A 17061-nucleotide genomic window follows, 5' to 3' on the forward strand; every position below is an offset into this window, starting at 1 on the left:
CGTGAATTGGTTAAAATAGAAAAAGGATGATATAGATAGATTTTTTAATAAATGAGTAGGAGAGAGCTCATATGGGAAAAAGAGTTGTGATTACAGGGATTGGGGCAGTTACGCCCTTGGGAAATGATGCTCATTCAACATGGGAGAACATCAAAAGCGGTGTATCAGGCATAGGCCCTGGTACCATTTATAATACAGACATGGTGGATATCAAAATTGCCGCGGAAGTAAAAGGGTTTGCGCCTGAAGAGTTCATGGATCGAAAAGAAGCCAGAAGAATGGGACGGTACAGCCAATTTGCGATTGCGGCTAGTAAAATGGCTGTTAAAGATTCCAGAGTTGAAATTGGTAAGGATGTTCTGCCTGAACGGGTCGGAGTGTGGATTGGCTCGGGAATTGGCGGATTGGCTGAATTCGAGGAGCAGCATAAGAAGTTTATAGAAAAAGGGCAAAGAAGGGTGAATCCATTTACGATACCGATGCTTATTCCGGATATGGCGGCAGGTCAGGTTTCGATTGAGCTTGGGGCGAAGGGAATCAATAATTGTTCAGTAACCGCTTGTGCCTCCGGCGCCAATTCCATTGGCGATGCTTTTAGGGTCATCCAAAAAGGGGATGCCGATATGATGATTGCGGGTGGAACGGAAGCCACAATCACGGAGATGACGATCGCCGGATTTTCGAATATGACGGCTCTTTCAAAAAATCCCGACGCGAATACTGCGAGCCGGCCGTTTGATAAGAATCGTGATGGCTTTGTAATTGGAGAAGGTGCTGGAATTGTGGTATTGGAAGAGCTTGAGCACGCTTTAGCGAGGGGAGCTCATATCTATGGTGAACTGATTGGTTACGGGGCCACTGGTGATGCCCATCATATTACCACTCCAGCGCCTGAAGGAGAAGGGGCCCAGCGTGCGATGAAGCAGGCAATTAGGGATGCCGGCATTACACCGGAGCAGGTAGATTATATTAATGCACATGGCACCTCTACTTATTACAATGATTTGTATGAAACCATGGCGATTAAAGAGGTGTTTGGAGAGCATGCCTATAAGCTTTGCGTCAGCTCAACGAAATCGATGACAGGGCACTTATTGGGGGCAACCGGGGCAATCGAGGCGATCTTTTCTGTCATGGCAATCAAAGAAGGCACCATCCCGCCGACCATTAACTACGAAACACCGGATGAAGAGCTGGACTTAGATTACGTCCCGAATGTCGCCAAGAGGAAGGACGTTCAGGTGGTCCTATCCAACTCCCTAGGATTTGGCGGCCATAATGTATCGTTAGTATTTCAAAAGTTTACGCAATAAAAATGGTGCCTGACACCTTTGTTGGTGTCAGGCACCATTTCATTTATTGGTGAAGTATGCTTTAAGCCCTGGGAATAAAACAGAAGAAACGTCCCCATGCCTCATCAATCGATGATACCGGAATTGGTTAGTTCGAAATGGAGGTGTGGTTTGATGGGGATGTTTTTTAGGGCGGTGTTTTTGTATTTTTGTTCCCATAATTTGTGGTGGTGTACTTTGATTTGTTCTTCGATACCGAAGCCGTCACAGTTGGCTTCTTGCATTTTGGTAATAGTTTGTTGTGCCAGTTGTGTTAGATTTTCCTTTATTGCTTTATTCAGTTCGTCCAAGAGCATAGGTGTGGTTAGATGGTTTTTCGGATATTCGATGATTCGGTAATGAAGTTTTAGGGACAAATCCACTGTGATGGATTTATTTTCCACATTTAGCTTTGTTTTTGGCTTTGTTCCGAGAACCTCAATGACCACGTAATTTTTTTGCATGTTTTTATAATGTTTTTTGGTTCGCACTAAAAAAGACACCTTTTGCTTTTTATATCCATCTAGCAGTGTAAACATTTTGGATTCATCAATATTGAGCTTCCCGGTCATTTTTTCATTATTAAACATGGCCATCCCGACAGTCACTGCACGGTTTTGTGTTGGTTGAATTCGAAGCAGTGGCAGGAGCGGGTCCTTTGTATGTTTAAGTAATAAAGGGCAAACTGATTGAATATTATAATCGGTAAAAAAACCGGTGGCAACTCCACTTTTTAAAAATTCGCCATAGTATCGCCCAATTATATCCGCTTCTTCCTGTTTTAAGTTCACCGCATCAACCGTAGACCCTTCAATAATAGCAACTTTGGCGCCAAGAGCACCTTTTGGGTTTCGGTAAATATGGTCGATGACTTGATATAGTCCCACTTTGGCGATTTTTTCACCGAAAAGGATAACTTGGGCTTTAGAAATATCAATGCGTTCGGAAATCATAAGGTCCGCATGGAGAAGTGAGTCTTGAGCTGTCTTCCCATGTGTTGTCATAATCGTACTTTGTGAAGAGGGGGTAGATTGAGAACCTGTTGTTACACCACCTTTTCGGATTGGGTAGGCTGTACTTGAAATTATCTCGCCACCAGAAATCATATCGTAACCAATTAAGCTAATTAACTTTTGTTCCTTCAACAGCCGCTGGTCCCAACAGCCCGTTAAGAAAAAAAGAGTCAAGCCGCAAACCATCAACATTTTAATTGTTTTTCGCATTCAAATCGCCCCTCTGCTGTTTTTTAAACAACAACGAAATGAGTAAGAGAAACACTGGCATAGCCATTAAGAAGATGAAACCGATATTTGTCGTAAACTTCGTTAATTTCTCAATTTCCTTTTCCCCATTGAAAAATAGGGCAAAAATAAAGCAAAATAGCGCCGCTAAATAAACGAATGGCTGCCTCTTCCACTTTTTAATAACAAAGGTAGCTGCCAATGACGCACCGTAAAGATAGCTGACAAAGGATGTCCCCACCAAGATGATCCACAAGGAAATGATCACGATGTCTGGCCGTTCAATGATGGTGAAAGAAAATGATTTTAATAAATACAGAACGGGCTGCGGCATTAAGCTGATTTCGTCACCGCTAAAATAGATTAAACAGACAAAGGTAAGAAATGTGTATAACAAGGTGACAAATATGTTCGCCAAAGTCACAGCTTTTAGTTTCTCTTTACTGCTTGCCGGTACAAACGGCGAGACTATTAGGAATAGCTCTAATCCTTGCCATGCCAAGGTAGCATGTGCCGATCCGTTTAAAATCTTCCACACGCCTGAATGACCAATTGGCATGATGTAATGAATGTTACCGTCCTTAATGGCCATAGGTGTGACAAATATAAAGAAAAATAACACAATCATCGCAATAAAATAAAATCTGGCAATCACCGTTAGGTTTTCAATGGCAAGATAAATGCCGATCGCACACATCAACAGAAGGATAACCCAATACGGGGTGTAGGGCAGCATCCACTTTTTAATAATATAGACAAATAAAATGAGAATGGTGGCACCGGTTAGCAGGAAATAGGCAAAATAAAACAAGGTCAAGCATTTCCCGACAAATCTGCCTAACAACGATTGCAGGATTTGAAATAAATCCTGCTTTGGGAACCGATTACTTAAAATAAAATAGAAAAAAACCAGCACTTGCATGACTACACCAGTGATTAACAGTGAGATCCAGCTGTCCCCTTTGGCGAATTTGTAAGTGTCAAAGGGTAGAGACAGAAATGCTACCCCTATTTGCGTCTGAATGATAAAGGTAATTAATTGCAGCTTTGTTATTTGATTATTATTCTTCATTTTCTTCCCATCTTCTTGGTCGATATAGTCGTCTTCTATTTTTTACAAGTAAATCGCGCGGCCGGAATTTTAACAGCCAAATAGGGAAGCGCACGATGGCATCTTTCATCCCTTGTACATCGAATGGAGCAACAGGGGAGAAATAAGGTGTTCCAAGTGATTCTAGTTTACAAAGGTGGCCAATGATAAACATCAAAGAGAATATGATGCCCACAAATCCAAAGCTGGCGGCCAGAACCATGATGGGAAAGGTTAGAATCCTTACGGTGTTACTTAATTCATAGGAAGCGATTGTAAAAGATGAAATGGTTGTCATTGCAACGACAATCACCATGATGTTTGATACTAATCCCGCAGAAATAATGGCATCCCCAATGATTAAACCGCCGACAATACCAATCGTTTGCCCAATTGGCGTAGGCAGACGAATTCCGGCCTCCCGGATTAATTCGATGGTAAACGCCATAATCATCGCTTCGATTAAGGGCGGATAGGGAATATTATCAACCGAGTTTTTAACGACAACCAATATATCGCTAGGAATAATCTCGAAATGAAATCCGATGATGGCAATATACAAACCAGGTAATAATAGAGCTAAGAAGAAACTTACCACCCGTAATAAACGAAAAACAGACCCGGTAATGATCCGGCTATTGTAGTCATCTGGCGATTGGAAAAATGAAAAGAATGATACAGGAAGAATAATCGCATCAGAACTTCCTTCTGTTAATAAAGCAATTCTTCCCTCCATTAAATGGGCGATGGTCCGGTCCGGCCTTTCCGTATAAAGAATATGCGGAAAGGGCGACAAGGGGGAATCTTCAATTAACTCTTCTAAATAGCCTGGGCTAAAGGCCATATCTGTTGTAATGGTTTGAAATCTATTTACCAGTTTTTCTACAAGATTTGGATTAGCAATTCTATCGATATAAACCATGGCGGTTAGAGTATTTGTGTATTTACCGTTTTGAAAATAGCGAATATGAAGATGCCTGCTTCCAATCCCTCGTCTAATATAGCCTATATTGGTTGTTAAATTTTCAACATAGCCTAAGTGCGAGCCTCTGACCGTTTTTTCGTTATCTGGTTCAATTGGACTCCGTGATAAATCTTTAGCGGTATTAAAGGAAAAAATGTCGTCCCAGCAGTCAACGATGAAAATAGATTTCCCTTGTAACAGGGCATTTACAGCCTCCTTAAGGGTCACTCTGCTATTGTTTTCGGCTGTAAAAGGAATGTCATTAAGGTCGAAATCCTGATATTTAATTAAAGGGAATAAAATCCCCTCTTGAATTTTTTCCGAATCTGCTATCGTGGATAAATAAAAGATTGTACCTTTTCTATCTCTATATGAAATAGGCAGCATAAACAAGTCTTCGGTATTACCCATTGAATCCTTTATGAAGTCCATACGGGATTCAAGCGAAGACTCATCGATTTCAAAGGATTGTTCATTTTTAAACAAATGTTTTTTCATAAAACGAACTCCTCAGGGATGATAGGTATAATTTATATTTTACCGGAAGTTCTTATATTATTCTTTGGCAGGCTGGATATTCTCGTATACTCCAAATCATGGAAGAGACTCGATTATCATCCGCCCTTTTTTGGCGCTATCATTCCACCAACCCAGTTTTAACAAGCGTAAAATCTACCTTAACATTAACTTTTGCATCGGGAAACATTTTATGCCATTTTTCCCTCGTAAGCTTTGAATGTCGTACAGAGCTTCTGTATTCTTCGCCTAAACCAATTGGGTCTGAATCTACCGACTGGCAATAGGCAATTAGCTGTTCAATGTCCTTTTTCATTTGATTAGCAATTTCTTTTTCAAGTAATTGCACAGTCTTGGGTTTTCTTAAATTGACATCCGTATTTATTTCTTGCATCCGAGCATTTATCTTTAGCTTTAGATCGAATTCGAGTTTTTTCTGGTTAATTAGTTTAATTTTCGCTTTGCTGAACACCGTATCCAAAGTAACTGCTAGCTGCTTATGGGCCAGGTGATTGTTGTCTAAACTTAGTGAATGACCTGAAATCGGAATTTCGAATTCACCTGATTTAATGGGCGACCTAATCGTTTTTAGATAATAACTCTTAGTTTCTGAAACTTTACCGACCATTTTATTATCTTTTAATAAAGCGAGACCGGAAACCTTTACTTCGTTGTCTGATTTCTTGAGAATAGGCAAAACGGGGTCAATACCGACAGAATAATTTCCGTGCAATGTTTCATGCAGAGTTGATGAAGGGACAATAGACCATTTGACATTATGGTCAATTAATTTAAAAATATGCTGTCCGACATCAGGAATTTGTTTATTATTAATCCTTAACATTTCCTCTGTTTCCCCTTCAACAATGGCCAAGTAAGTCAGGTCACTTATGGATGGATCTCTAACAAGGGTATCGGTAAAAGGTTTAATTCCATGCCTTCCCAAGGCTTCGCTAAATAATACGACCCGTAGCTGGCCGGATAACAATTTTTTAGAGGAAAAAAGGTCTCCTTTAATACGAATCCCCCTAGCTGTTAAAGCTTTTGCTGTCATTACGCCTGTTTTTTGCTGAGCGGAGGGATCGATCATTAGGACAACCATGGTACCTTTAATAATGCCATCATTCCCAATATCATAACCCTTGGTAGTAACCATGCCAATTTGTTCAAGTGTTTTTGGTTTTGCACAGCCGGATAACAAGAGAAGAATGAATAACCAAAGCCATAATTTATTTTTCCTCATGGTTTTTTCTCCTTCATTGTCTTCCATTTATTTTTGATAAGTGCTAAAAAGTAAAGAAAAATGGGATAGCAAAAAGCAATATAAAACGAACTAGTAACAAATTGGGCATTTAATTCGCTTATTCCAAGACGTGTTTTTAAAAAAAAGCTCATTGTAAACAAAAGGATAGAAAAAGTCCATAAACTTTTCTTCTCACCGATCTTAAACCCTCTTTCCATCCCCCTAATAGCGGCCCACATATTAAACATAAGATTTGGGAGTATAATAATCATCCAGTATGCAACTGTTACATACTCAAATCTTTCAATAAATGGAATCTTTACGATTTTAAATAAGGTTAGTGTTGCCCAGATGTCTTCTTTTAATTGTCCAGGACTAAAGTAAACAATAGAGATCACCATGAGAGCCAGATAAGTGAGTGTTGATATTAGAGCACCAATTTGTGCGTATTTTTGAACCTTGCTTTTTTCTTTGAAATGAGGGTAAAGGATGTAGAACATCTCAAAACCAAGGAAGGTTAAGGTCATATGATATGCACCCTTAAGGATTCCTGTTGAACTCGTTTCAAATAACGGAAACAATTGCGAGAAATCAGCATATTTCAGTGGGAATATATGTAAAAGGACAATCCACAAGGTAATGATTACGTTAAAAAAACAGATTCCCACAATCACCCGAATTCCCCCGGTAACTCCATAAATGACTAACAAAAGTAAGGAAAGGGATAGAAACCATGAAGGCATCTCCGGGAACATCCAGGCTTGTACAACCTCAATATAGTTTTCGAGAACAACAAATGAGCCAGTTAAAAAATAAAAAATAAAGATGGCATTGAAAACCTTTCCGATGATACTTCCATAAACATCATGATGAATGCCAAAGATATCAGCTGACCCGTATAATTGTAATGTTTTAAAGATAAAAAACACTACAACATGTACCACGATCCCCCCAATTAGCACTGAGACCCAGGCATCGTGTTTCGCCGGTATATAAATAAATCTTTGGAACCCATGGATACCTGTTCCAATCTGGAGATCATGCATAATAAAGAGGGCGAGAAATGCATTTAACAATAATTGCGGTTTTGGTCGATACTGTACATTAATGTGAATCACCGCCATTTGAAATTAATTTCGCTCTTTCGCTTTGTCTGGATTGTACCTATTTTCATTTTTCGGTCGATTTTGAACAGGTCTTTTAAAGGTATAAGCTAATGGGAGCCGAATAATATTATCCTTCCAGTCGGCAAAACGCGGCGGATAAAGCGGTGCCAGAAAGGGAGCGCCAAGTGTCGTTTGCCGCAATAGGTGTAATAGCAGGAAGCAGAAGCCGAGCATAATCCCGTAAAAACCCCAGCCTCCAGCGAGTAAGATTAAAGGGAATCTGAGAATCCTAATCACATTGCCCATCGTGTAACTAGGTGTGATAAACGAGCCAAGTGCACTTAAGGCTACAATGATGATGAGGATATTGCTGGTAAAGCCCGCGTCGACCGCCGCTGTTCCAATGACAATACCTCCTACGATACCAATTGTTTGTCCTACTTTTGCTGGTAATCTTAAACCCGCTTCTCTTAATAGCTCAATAATAAATTCCAAGATGAGTGCTTCAATGATCGGCGGAAAAGGAACCCTTGCTCTTGATTCGCTTAGTGGAATTAATAGGGCCTGTGGAATAATTTCATAATGATAAGTTAACGCTGCAACATAGATTGGTGTGAAAAAAATAGATAGAAATACTCCTGTTATTCTTAATAATCTTAGGAAGGTAGCGATATGCCACTTTACATTCTGATCTTCCATGGTATGAAAAAACTCAATAAATGATTGGGGACAGCTGATAGCCATTGTACTGCCATCAACCATAATGGCTATCTTTCCGTTAAGCAGCCAATGACTGAGAAAATCCGGTCTTTCTGTAATAGCCATCTGAGGAAATATCGAAAACGAGTTGTCCTCTATTAATTGTGCCAAAATGGTACTGTCGATAATTCCATCAATTTTGATATTCGTAATTCGGTCCCGAAGATTCTTAACGTAATCATCCGAAGCGAGATCTTTAATGTATAATATGGATACTGCTGTGTGGGTTCTAGTTCCTATATGGAACATTTCTTGACAGAGATTAGGATCAGGTAAGTACCTTCTTATCAATTGTATATTTGTCGCTAGGCTTTCATTAAAAGCAATTTGTGATCCAATTACTTGGGATTCATTTTCAGATTTAGATAAGGCGCGTTTTTCACTGGAAGGAATTTTGACTAAAAGGATGGATGTACTTCCCTCCAAATGAACGATTACACTGCCAGCGAGGGCCGAAATGAAGGCTTCATCCAAATTATTGGATTTTTGTATATCACCCACGGTAATCTGCTCCATTACAGCATCAAGTGTCTGAAAAGTCTCGGATTTAATTTGACTAATAATATTTTGTTGAAGCATTGTTTGTTCTATAAGCGTATCGATATAAAGTAAAGTAAGACCGGAACCTTCAGATTTCACCATCAAATCAGAACTCTGCTGTAATCCTTCTTTGAATGCGCGAGTCATCTCTTCTTTTGTAGAAGGAATGGATTTTATTATTCTTTCCAATTGCATCTCTTCCTTAGGATGTTATGAATTTTTACTTGTCTTTCGCCTCGTTTTACCTGTTGTGTAGTATTCCTAAAACATGGATAGTTATTCCACTTTTTGGTATCCTATTGAAGTTATGGTTTTTGGAATAAAAAAGGGGCTATCCAATAGGCATGATAACTGACCTTTTGGAGCCCCTTTTTAATTATGGCTTAACTAGTTCAAGCTTTTTGAGATGCTTGGTTGTTTCCTTATTTATGCTTTAACCGTATCGACCTCTAATGTCCATCCAAATGGATCCTCCAAGCTTCCAAGCTGGATGCCTGTGATGGCGTCATATAGGCGCTGGGATACTTCTCCGATTTGTTTGTCATTAATGACAATGGAATGGCCATTCCAAGTTAATTCACCAACTGGTGAGATGACGGCAGCAGTTCCGGCACCGAACACTTCCTCCAGCTCGCCGCGTTCATGTGCAGCAAATATCTCCTCAATCGAAACTCTTGTTTCACGGACCGGTACATTCCAATATTGTAATAATTGAATCACCGAGTCGCGGGTAACACCGGGCAGGATGCTGCCGTTTAATTGAGGTGTGACCAATTCACCATTAATTTTAAAGAAAATATTCATGCTGCCGACTTCTTCAACATATTTATTTTCCTTCGCATCAAGCCAAAGAATTTGTGCATATCCGTTTTCCTCTGCAATTTCCTGAGCCTTCATGCTTGCGGCATAATTTCCGGCGGTTTTGACATGACCGACACCGCCTAGAACGGCTCTGACATACTGCTCTTCAACATAGATTTTCACCGGACTTAATTGGTCACCGTAATAGGCGCCTGACGGAGACAGGATGACGAGTAATTTATATTGGTGGGAAGGCCGCACTCCAAGATAGGGCTCGGTTGAAAAAATAAACGGGCGAATATAGAGTGATGTGCCTTCACCTTGAGGAATCCAATCTTTCTCAACGATAATTAATTGCTTAATCGCTTCTAATAAGAATCCCTCATCAATTTGTGGAATACAAAGCCGGTCACAGGAATCGTTTAACCGTTTCATGTTTTTCTCAGGGCGGAACAATTGAATCGTTCCATCACCTGTCTTATAAGCCTTTAATCCTTCAAAAACCGCTTGTCCGTAATGAAAAACCATGGCGGCTGGTTCCATCATAAATGGCTCATAGGGAACAATTTTCGGATCATGCCAGCCGTTTTCAACATTGTAATCCATCGAGAACATATAGTCGCTGTAATACCTTCCGAAACCTAACGAATTAGGGTCAGGCTTGGTCTTTAGCTCGTCTCTGCGAACAAATTGAATATCTTGTTTCATTGCTGCACCTCATTCTTATATATATATAGAAGAGACTACGCTTTTTATGGAAAAAATACAATAGCTTCCAGTGAAAGAAGTCTATTACTTTTCTAAATAGGATAAATATTTGCTATTATGTACAATATTTTGTCTATAATTTATAAATTTACTAATATTTTCAAATTTAAATAATATAATGGAAACGCATACATATTTTACTCCACGAATTTTTAAAAAATAGGGGGAAATGCAAATGCCAAAAACAATGTTTAAGATTGATTTAAGTAAGCCTATGGAGGAGCAGCTGCACCCTGGCCACAATCGTTGGCATCCTGATATTCCTGCAGCTTTTTCTGTTGACCCAGGGACATCATTTCGGTTGGAATGTAAAGATTGGACAGACGGGCAAATAAAAAATGACGACAATCCGAACGATATCAGGGATGTGAACTTAGCACGCGTTCATGTGTTGAGCGGTCCTGTTTATGTTAATGATGTCGAGCCTGGAGATTTATTAGTAGTTGATATTTTAGATATTGGTGCTTTTCAAGGGGATGAGTGGGGATTTAATGGAATCTTTGCGCGCGAAAATGGCGGAAGCTTTCTAGTAGACGAGTTCCCTGAAGCAACGAAGTCTATTTGGGATTTTGAAGGCATTTACACTACTTCCAGACATGTGCCTGGTGTGAAATTCGCCGGTATTATGCACCCTGGTCTAATAGGTGTGGCGCCGTCCATGGAACTGTTGCAAAAATGGAATGAGAGAGAAAAGGCACTTAGAGATACAGATCCTGACCGTGTACCAGAACTTGCAACCACTCCAAACCCTGAGGCAGCCGTACTAGGAACACTGAAAGGGGCGGAGTTCGACCGTGTCGCCAAGGAAGGTGCTAGAACAGTGCCGCCAAGGGAAAACGGAGGAAATTGTGATATTAAGAATCTATCAAAAGGTTCGAGAATCTACTTCCCTGTATTCGTAAAAGGCGCCAAGCTTTCCGTCGGTGATCTTCATTTCTCACAAGGTGACGGTGAAATCACTTTCTGCGGTGGAATTGAAATGGCCGGCTGGATTGACTTGAAGGTTGATGTTATTAAAGGCGGTATGGAAAAATATAAAATTACCGAAAATCCTGTCTTCAAACCGGGTCCTGTTGATCCACATTATTCTGATTATCTAGTGTTTGAAGGAATTTCTGTAGATGAACGCAATGGCAAGCAGCATTATTTAGATGCTAATTTGGCTTACCGCAGAGCATGTTTGAATGCCATTGAATATCTAAAAACACTTGGATATACTGGCGAGCAAGCCTATATGATTTTAGGAACGGCACCGGTTGAGGGAAGAATTAATGGAATTGTCGACATTCCGAATGCCTGCTGTACGATTGCAATTCCGACGCAAATTTTTGACAAGGATATTTTACCTAAGAAATAAAAGCAGGGAAGGGAGCACAATGCCTAGTTATACTTTTCAGTGTCCTAACTGCGGGGAGTTCACCTTGTTTTTTAAGTCCATGAAGGGTAATCGGGATCAAGCAGCCTGTCCTGATTGTCAGTGTGAATCAAGCCGAATCTATTTTGCACCGAATCTTTTTTCCTATTCAAAAGAGCTTCGGACTCGGATTGAGAAAGTAATGGAGCCGCGCCGGATGACCCGAGAAGAATTAGGACCCAAACAGGTGAACCGAAAGAAAGTGACTGCGAATCGCCCTTGGCAAGTGGGAAATTAAATAGAAAAAAGAGACACCATTAGCTTTTTCAGCTGGGTGTCTCTTTTTTGCACGCGATTTTCGTAAAAATTGTTGTTAAATGCCACTTTAATAAAGATTGAAATCACACATATTAACTAATTAATATGATTTATCGGCGGATTTTGTAAGTTTATCGGCGAAACAACGATTTTATCGGCGAATCTCACCACTTTATCAGCGAATTTTCAATTTTATCGGCGAATCAAAAATATCAGCAAATTTTTAGAAAAGTGCCCTTTTGTAAAAATTGATAGAGCCGTGGCTTACCTAATATAATCATCCCCGACCAAGTCTTTAGCAATCACTTTAGTAGGAATGACAAATTCGACCGCACCCATATAACCAGGGGCTACCTCATATTCATTAAATGAAATCACTAATTTATGATCTTTGTTAATATAGAAGTTTTGATTGGCCGAAATTTTGTTAAATAGTTCATCCGGAGATAAGTCTTCATTTCCAGGAACTCCGCTGATCCAGTATATTTTATTAGGGTCTTTTTTCATTTGTTCTGTCATCTGATCTTTAATATTTTCGCTGATGATGTTGATATAATCATTTGATTTAAGCAAAATTGGTAAGGTGAGAAGGACATGCTCCTTCTTATCAATCGTATCGTATTTTATCGTTGTTGCGGACGAAGCCTGGGTTGTCACGACGTAGCGTGCGATAGAGAAAATTCGCTCATCATCGGTTTTTACTTCATAGCTGGAATCAACAGCTAAATGACCGCCGCCTGCTTTTTTGAGTTTTTCCATTTCCTTTGTAAAATCGTTAAATAATGCTTTGTTTTCGGCTAAATATTTTTGATTTAAGCTGCTTTCTAGCTGTTTATCTTCCAAGTTGGATACCTTTGGCACTTTAATTTTGGCATCATAGTCTTTCTCGGTGATGTTAAATTCAGTAAAGGTAATGACCTTCACGATGGAGCCAACAACCGGTATATCGGACAAGCTTTTGGCAAAGGTCGGGCTAACGTTTACAGAGAATGCAAAGATTGCAGCCGCGGCAATCAAACCGGCAATGCCTTTATAGCGCCGAACTGGGTTCTTACGTTTTGTATGTTCTCCTAATGCCTGATGGACAACGTCATCCAGGTTCTCTGGAATGGGGATATTTTTATATTCTTTTCTTAGCTCTTCTAATCTTTTATCCATTTTGGAAACCTCCGTGGTTTAGTTCGATGGCTGGTTTGATTCATGCTACTCCATTTTGATTCGCAGTATTTCCAGCGCCCGATATAGTCTCGTTTTGACGGTGTTTGGTTTTTCCTGAAGTATTTCAGCCACTTCGTCAATTGTTAAATCCTCGTAAAATCGAAGCACAATGATACTACTGTACTTTAGCGGCAGTTCCTCTAACGACCTTTTTAAATCGAGGTTTTGATATTTATCGTTTTTTCCCTGATTAATATACTCAAGGTTTGTCTCGTCTACGATGGTGACTTTTTTCTTTTTACGCAAGAAGTCCAAAGCGGTATTTACAACAATTTTGTAAAACCAGCTTTTGATGGAATGGACCTTCTGTAATGAGTTTTTGGCTGACAGGGCCTTTCTGATAGATTCCTGAACGATATCTAATGCATCCTGTGAATTTTTTACATAGCTGTACGCTAATCTATAAAAATCCGCTTTATTTTCCTGAATAAATTGGATTAACTGATCTTCTGTCTTACTCTGCCTCATGAAAAAATAGAGCTCCTTTTTCTACTTAGATACGTATCTTTGTATGTTTCGTTAAATAGACGCATGATATGAAAAAATAGTTTTAGTGAGGGGGAAGGAATTTATTGGCGGTTGTAAGGGGGAGGGAATTATATTGGATTTTTGTACGTGCCCGAATGGAGTATTTTTACGCTGTAAAGGTAACGTAGAGCTCGTCTACGTGCCCGCCCGAAGGATTTTTTCGCTGTTAGGGTAACGTAGAGCTCGTCTACGTGCCCGACCGGAGTACTTTTTCGCTGTTAGGGTAACGTAGAGGCTGTCTACGTGCCCGAATGGAGTATTTTTACGCTGTAAAGGTAACGTAGAGCTCGTCCACTCCACGTGCCCGCCCGGAGGTTTTTTCCGCAATAAGTGTAACGTAGAGCTTGTCTACGTGCCCGAATGGAGTATTTTTTCGCTGTAAAGGTAACGTAGAGCTCGTCTACATGCCCGCCCGGAGGATTTTTTCGCAATAAGTGTAACGTAGAGCCTGTCTACTTGCCCGAATGAAGGTTTTTTACGCTATAAGGTAACGTAGAGCCAGTCTACGTGACCAAAACCCACAAATTTTTCACTCTAAGGTCACTTAGACCTAGAATTTTATTAAACATTCGTTGCCAATAAAAATAGGAACATCCATAATGAAATAAAACAAGGAATGAGCGGTTGCTTTTTCCGGAAAGGGTGAACGAAATGGACAAATTTATGAAGCGGGCGGTTGAGCTAGCGCTCGAAAATGTTCGAGAAGGGGGCCAGCCGTTTGGGGCTGTGCTTGTAAAGGATGATGTGATTCTTGCGGAAGGTGTGAATGAACTGCATAAAGCATTTGATGTGAGCGGTCATGCAGAATTATTGGCAATCCGCCGGACGCAGGAACAATTGCAAACGAATGATTTGTCGGGGTGTGTAGTCTATGCCAGCGGCGAACCTTGCGCCATGTGTCTAACAGCGATGTATTTTGCTGGTATTGAAAAAGTCTATTATTGCGCTTCGGTTGAGGATGCCGCTGACGCTGGACTGGGCAAATCCAAGGCAATTTATGAGGACTTAAAAAATTTAAAATCAGAAAGGGCCCTTCCGATGATCCAAATACCATTGGAAGAAGGGCAAATTAGTCCAATGAGGCTCTGGAAAGAAAAGTAATAAAACTGTTTTGAAATAAATTGAAGGTAACAAATTCAACTATGCAGGGGTAACAGCAAAAGGGAAAGTGTATGGGGATTACCTGTTTTGAATAGGCAGCAATGAATTAGTCGTCCTCCGCGTAAGCCTCCGTTGTTGTATCCCTGCAATCCCAGCATTCAGCCCGATTTCTCTCCGGAATTGATAACTCCATGCCACAAGAAATACAGATATCCATAAGCAGTAGCTCCTCTCATTAAAAATATTTTAATATTAATATATATGTTTGGTAAAATAGTTATATTCTTACATTTGGAAAAATGTGAATATAGGACAGTAGTCATAGGGAGTAGGATTTCTTATGGATAGGTTAACAATTGATGTACAAAAAGCTGGATACAGTGAAAATGAGCAGGTTATTCAAGATATTCATTTTATGGTTGGAGCAGGCGAGCTAATCGGTCTGATTGGAGAAAATGGCGCAGGCAAAAGCACAACCATTAAGGCGATTCTTGGCCAGCTTCCTTTTGTTGAGGGAAGAGTCACCATCCATACGGGGAATGGTGTTTATGGTTATGTTCCGGAAAGGCCTGTTTTTTATGAGGAACTAACCGTTTGGGAGCATATTGAGTATTGCGGCGTCATGCGGGAAATACCGGACTGGGAAGAGAAAGCCAAAGAACTGATCAAAACCTTCCGTGCGGAAAATTACATCCATCAGCTGCCACACAGCCTTTCGAAAGGAACACAGCAGAAAATAATGCTGATCATCGCTTTACTTCCTTCCCCGGAACTATTAATTATCGACGAACCCTTTATTGGACTCGATCCCCGGGCCACCAAATTATTGCTTCAGATTATTGATGTGGAGCGGGAAAAAGGGACAGGGATCCTAATGTGCACACATGTATTGGATACGGCAGAAAAAATTTGTGATCAATTCGTTCTGCTGTCTAACGGAACGATGTTTACCTCGGGTACTCTTCATGACCTGCAAATAAAATGCCGGCTGCCGGGCGGAAGTTTGCTGGATTGCTTTGATTATCTGATCGATAGGGATGCTTACGATGAGCAGGACTGAATATTTCAGAAGATGGAAAAAGGAAAATGGTTTTCAACTGAAGGTTCTTGGAATGGTGGTTGATTGGACAATTTTCACCTATCTTGTTATCCCAGTCATCATTACCCTAGTTGTGATAGATTACAAGTTATGGCAGTCGCCGCCTGGATGGATATCCTATATACCATTTGAATTGTTCGGACTAAGTCTCTTTTTTATTGCGCAATTTTTTACTATCCGAACCTATATTGAACGCGCGGACGAATTGTTTGTGATCCAAAATGGAAGGTATTATCAGACCTTATTGCAGTTTGGAAAATATTTTACTTTATTAAAATCCGCTCTGATAACGGGTGCTATTTTGCTTTATTTATGGCCGGTTTTTACATACGGCTATCATTTCTCGGACATACAAGTTTTTGTTATCTTTATTTATGTTTTTCTTTGGAGCCTCTTTCAAAAGCTTGCTGAAAGATGTTTTTTTTTAAGAAGGATTATTTGGAGGAGAAGGGTTTTTTCCTTTGCGGTGTTTGTTCTATATGCCATCGGGATATACGCCTTTTTGTACAATCAAATTCTTTTTTTGAGTCTTGGTCTACTAGTCATGACAGCGGTCATCCTGCTGCTGAAAAAGGATCAAAGGCCGTTAAGAACCTTTCATGCGGAGGCGGAACGCGAAAGAAGTAAAAAATGGAAATGGGCCTCTTTTTTAATGGCCCAATCAGGGGAATATGATGGGATTAAGAAAACGAGGAAATCCCCGCTGTTTAACAAACACTCAAGACCGCTATTTTTGGAGCGCACACCTGAAAAGGTTTTGGCGGAAATGTACTGGAAATGGCTGATCAGAAAAGGGAAGAATCTCAAATTCTATCTCTATTATATTTTTGTTGCCTTTTATGCGATGACTCTATTGCCAGATAAAATAAAACTTATTGTGCTGGCATTTATTATTTTTGCCGGGTATAAAATACAAGGCGGCATGTGGAAATCGTTCATTACCCACCCGTTTACCAAAAATATGGGCAATTTGAGTGACGCGAGTGTAAGAAGCGGAAGGAGACGGGCGTTAGGGGTGACCTGGCTGCTTCCCTGTGGGCTTGTGACGCTATGGGCAGTTTTCCTTATTTATGTGTAAATAAAT

General features: G+C 40.2%; 14 protein-coding genes. 5 read left to right on the forward strand and 9 right to left on the reverse strand.

Going from position 1 to position 17061, the window contains the following annotated elements:
• Positions 1-71: 71 nt before the first annotated feature.
• A complete protein-coding gene (gene fabF / locus A6749_RS16255) occupies positions 72-1313 on the forward strand; it encodes a beta-ketoacyl-ACP synthase II (RefSeq protein ID WP_066391714.1) in 1242 nt (413 codons plus the stop codon).
• Between the two features lie 104 nt (positions 1314-1417).
• Here fabF and A6749_RS16260 read toward each other — a convergent pair whose 3' ends face one another.
• From A6749_RS16260 to A6749_RS16290, 7 genes are all read right to left on the reverse strand, one after another.
• On the reverse strand, positions 1418-2554 hold the full coding sequence (locus tag A6749_RS16260; RefSeq protein WP_066391716.1) for a Ger(x)C family spore germination protein: 1137 nt from the start codon (positions 2552-2554) through the stop codon (positions 1418-1420).
• Positions 2538-3644, reverse strand: a complete 1107-nt coding sequence (locus A6749_RS16265; RefSeq protein ID WP_066391727.1) for a GerAB/ArcD/ProY family transporter — start codon at positions 3642-3644, stop codon at positions 2538-2540. Before A6749_RS16265 ends, A6749_RS16260 begins: the two co-directional genes overlap by 17 nt.
• Entirely contained in the window at positions 3634-5124 is a 1491-nt protein-coding gene (locus A6749_RS16270) for a spore germination protein (RefSeq protein ID WP_066391734.1), read from the reverse strand. Before A6749_RS16270 ends, A6749_RS16265 begins: the two co-directional genes overlap by 11 nt.
• Positions 5125-5263: 139 nt before the next feature.
• Positions 5264-6385 (reverse strand): Ger(x)C family spore germination protein, encoded by a 1122-nt coding sequence (locus tag A6749_RS16275; RefSeq protein WP_066391744.1) that lies wholly within the window; start codon positions 6383-6385, stop codon positions 5264-5266.
• Positions 6382-7509 (reverse strand): GerAB/ArcD/ProY family transporter, encoded by a 1128-nt coding sequence (locus A6749_RS16280; RefSeq protein ID WP_066391749.1) that lies wholly within the window; start codon positions 7507-7509, stop codon positions 6382-6384. Before A6749_RS16280 ends, A6749_RS16275 begins: the two co-directional genes overlap by 4 nt.
• 6 nt (positions 7510-7515) lie before the next feature.
• Positions 7516-8985: a spore germination protein gene (locus A6749_RS16285; protein ID WP_066391755.1), complete on the reverse strand. Its 1470-nt coding sequence runs from the start codon at positions 8983-8985 to the stop codon at positions 7516-7518.
• Positions 8986-9216: 231 nt separating this feature from the next.
• Positions 9217-10299 carry a branched-chain amino acid aminotransferase gene (locus A6749_RS16290; RefSeq protein WP_066391756.1) on the reverse strand — a complete coding sequence of 361 codons (1083 nt, stop codon included), beginning with the start codon at positions 10297-10299 and terminating at the stop codon, positions 9217-9219.
• A 235-nt stretch (positions 10300-10534) separates the two neighbouring features.
• Here A6749_RS16290 and fmdA point away from each other — a divergent pair, with 235 nt between their 5' ends.
• Complete coding sequence (gene fmdA / locus A6749_RS16295) at positions 10535-11716, forward strand: formamidase (protein ID WP_066391757.1); 1182 nt, start codon at positions 10535-10537, stop codon at positions 11714-11716.
• A gap of 579 nt (positions 11717-12295) precedes the next feature.
• Here the strand turns inward: fmdA and A6749_RS16305 are convergent.
• Complete coding sequence (locus A6749_RS16305) at positions 12296-13189, reverse strand: anti-sigma-V factor RsiV (RefSeq protein ID WP_066391775.1); 894 nt, start codon at positions 13187-13189, stop codon at positions 12296-12298.
• Between the two features lie 45 nt (positions 13190-13234).
• Positions 13235-13717: an RNA polymerase sigma factor gene (locus tag A6749_RS16310; RefSeq protein WP_066391777.1), complete on the reverse strand. Its 483-nt coding sequence runs from the start codon at positions 13715-13717 to the stop codon at positions 13235-13237.
• 711 nt (positions 13718-14428) lie between these two features.
• Here A6749_RS16310 and A6749_RS16315 point away from each other — a divergent pair.
• From A6749_RS16315 to A6749_RS16325, 3 genes are all read left to right on the forward strand, one after another.
• On the forward strand, positions 14429-14878 hold the full coding sequence (locus A6749_RS16315) for a nucleoside deaminase (protein WP_066401011.1): 450 nt from the start codon (positions 14429-14431) through the stop codon (positions 14876-14878).
• 340 nt (positions 14879-15218) lie between these two features.
• The gene (locus A6749_RS16320) at positions 15219-15938 is read left to right on the forward strand and encodes an ABC transporter ATP-binding protein (RefSeq protein ID WP_066391787.1); all 720 of its coding nucleotides are present in this window, start codon (positions 15219-15221) and stop codon (positions 15936-15938) included.
• Positions 15925-17055: an ABC transporter permease gene (locus A6749_RS16325; RefSeq protein ID WP_066391794.1), complete on the forward strand. Its 1131-nt coding sequence runs from the start codon at positions 15925-15927 to the stop codon at positions 17053-17055. The genes A6749_RS16320 and A6749_RS16325 overlap by 14 nt, the downstream gene beginning before the upstream one ends.
• Positions 17056-17061: the final 6 nt, after the last annotated feature.

Source organism: Neobacillus mesonae (assembly GCF_001636315.1).
In the GTDB taxonomy this organism is placed as follows: Bacteria; Bacillota; Bacilli; order Bacillales; family Cytobacillaceae; genus Neobacillus; species Neobacillus mesonae.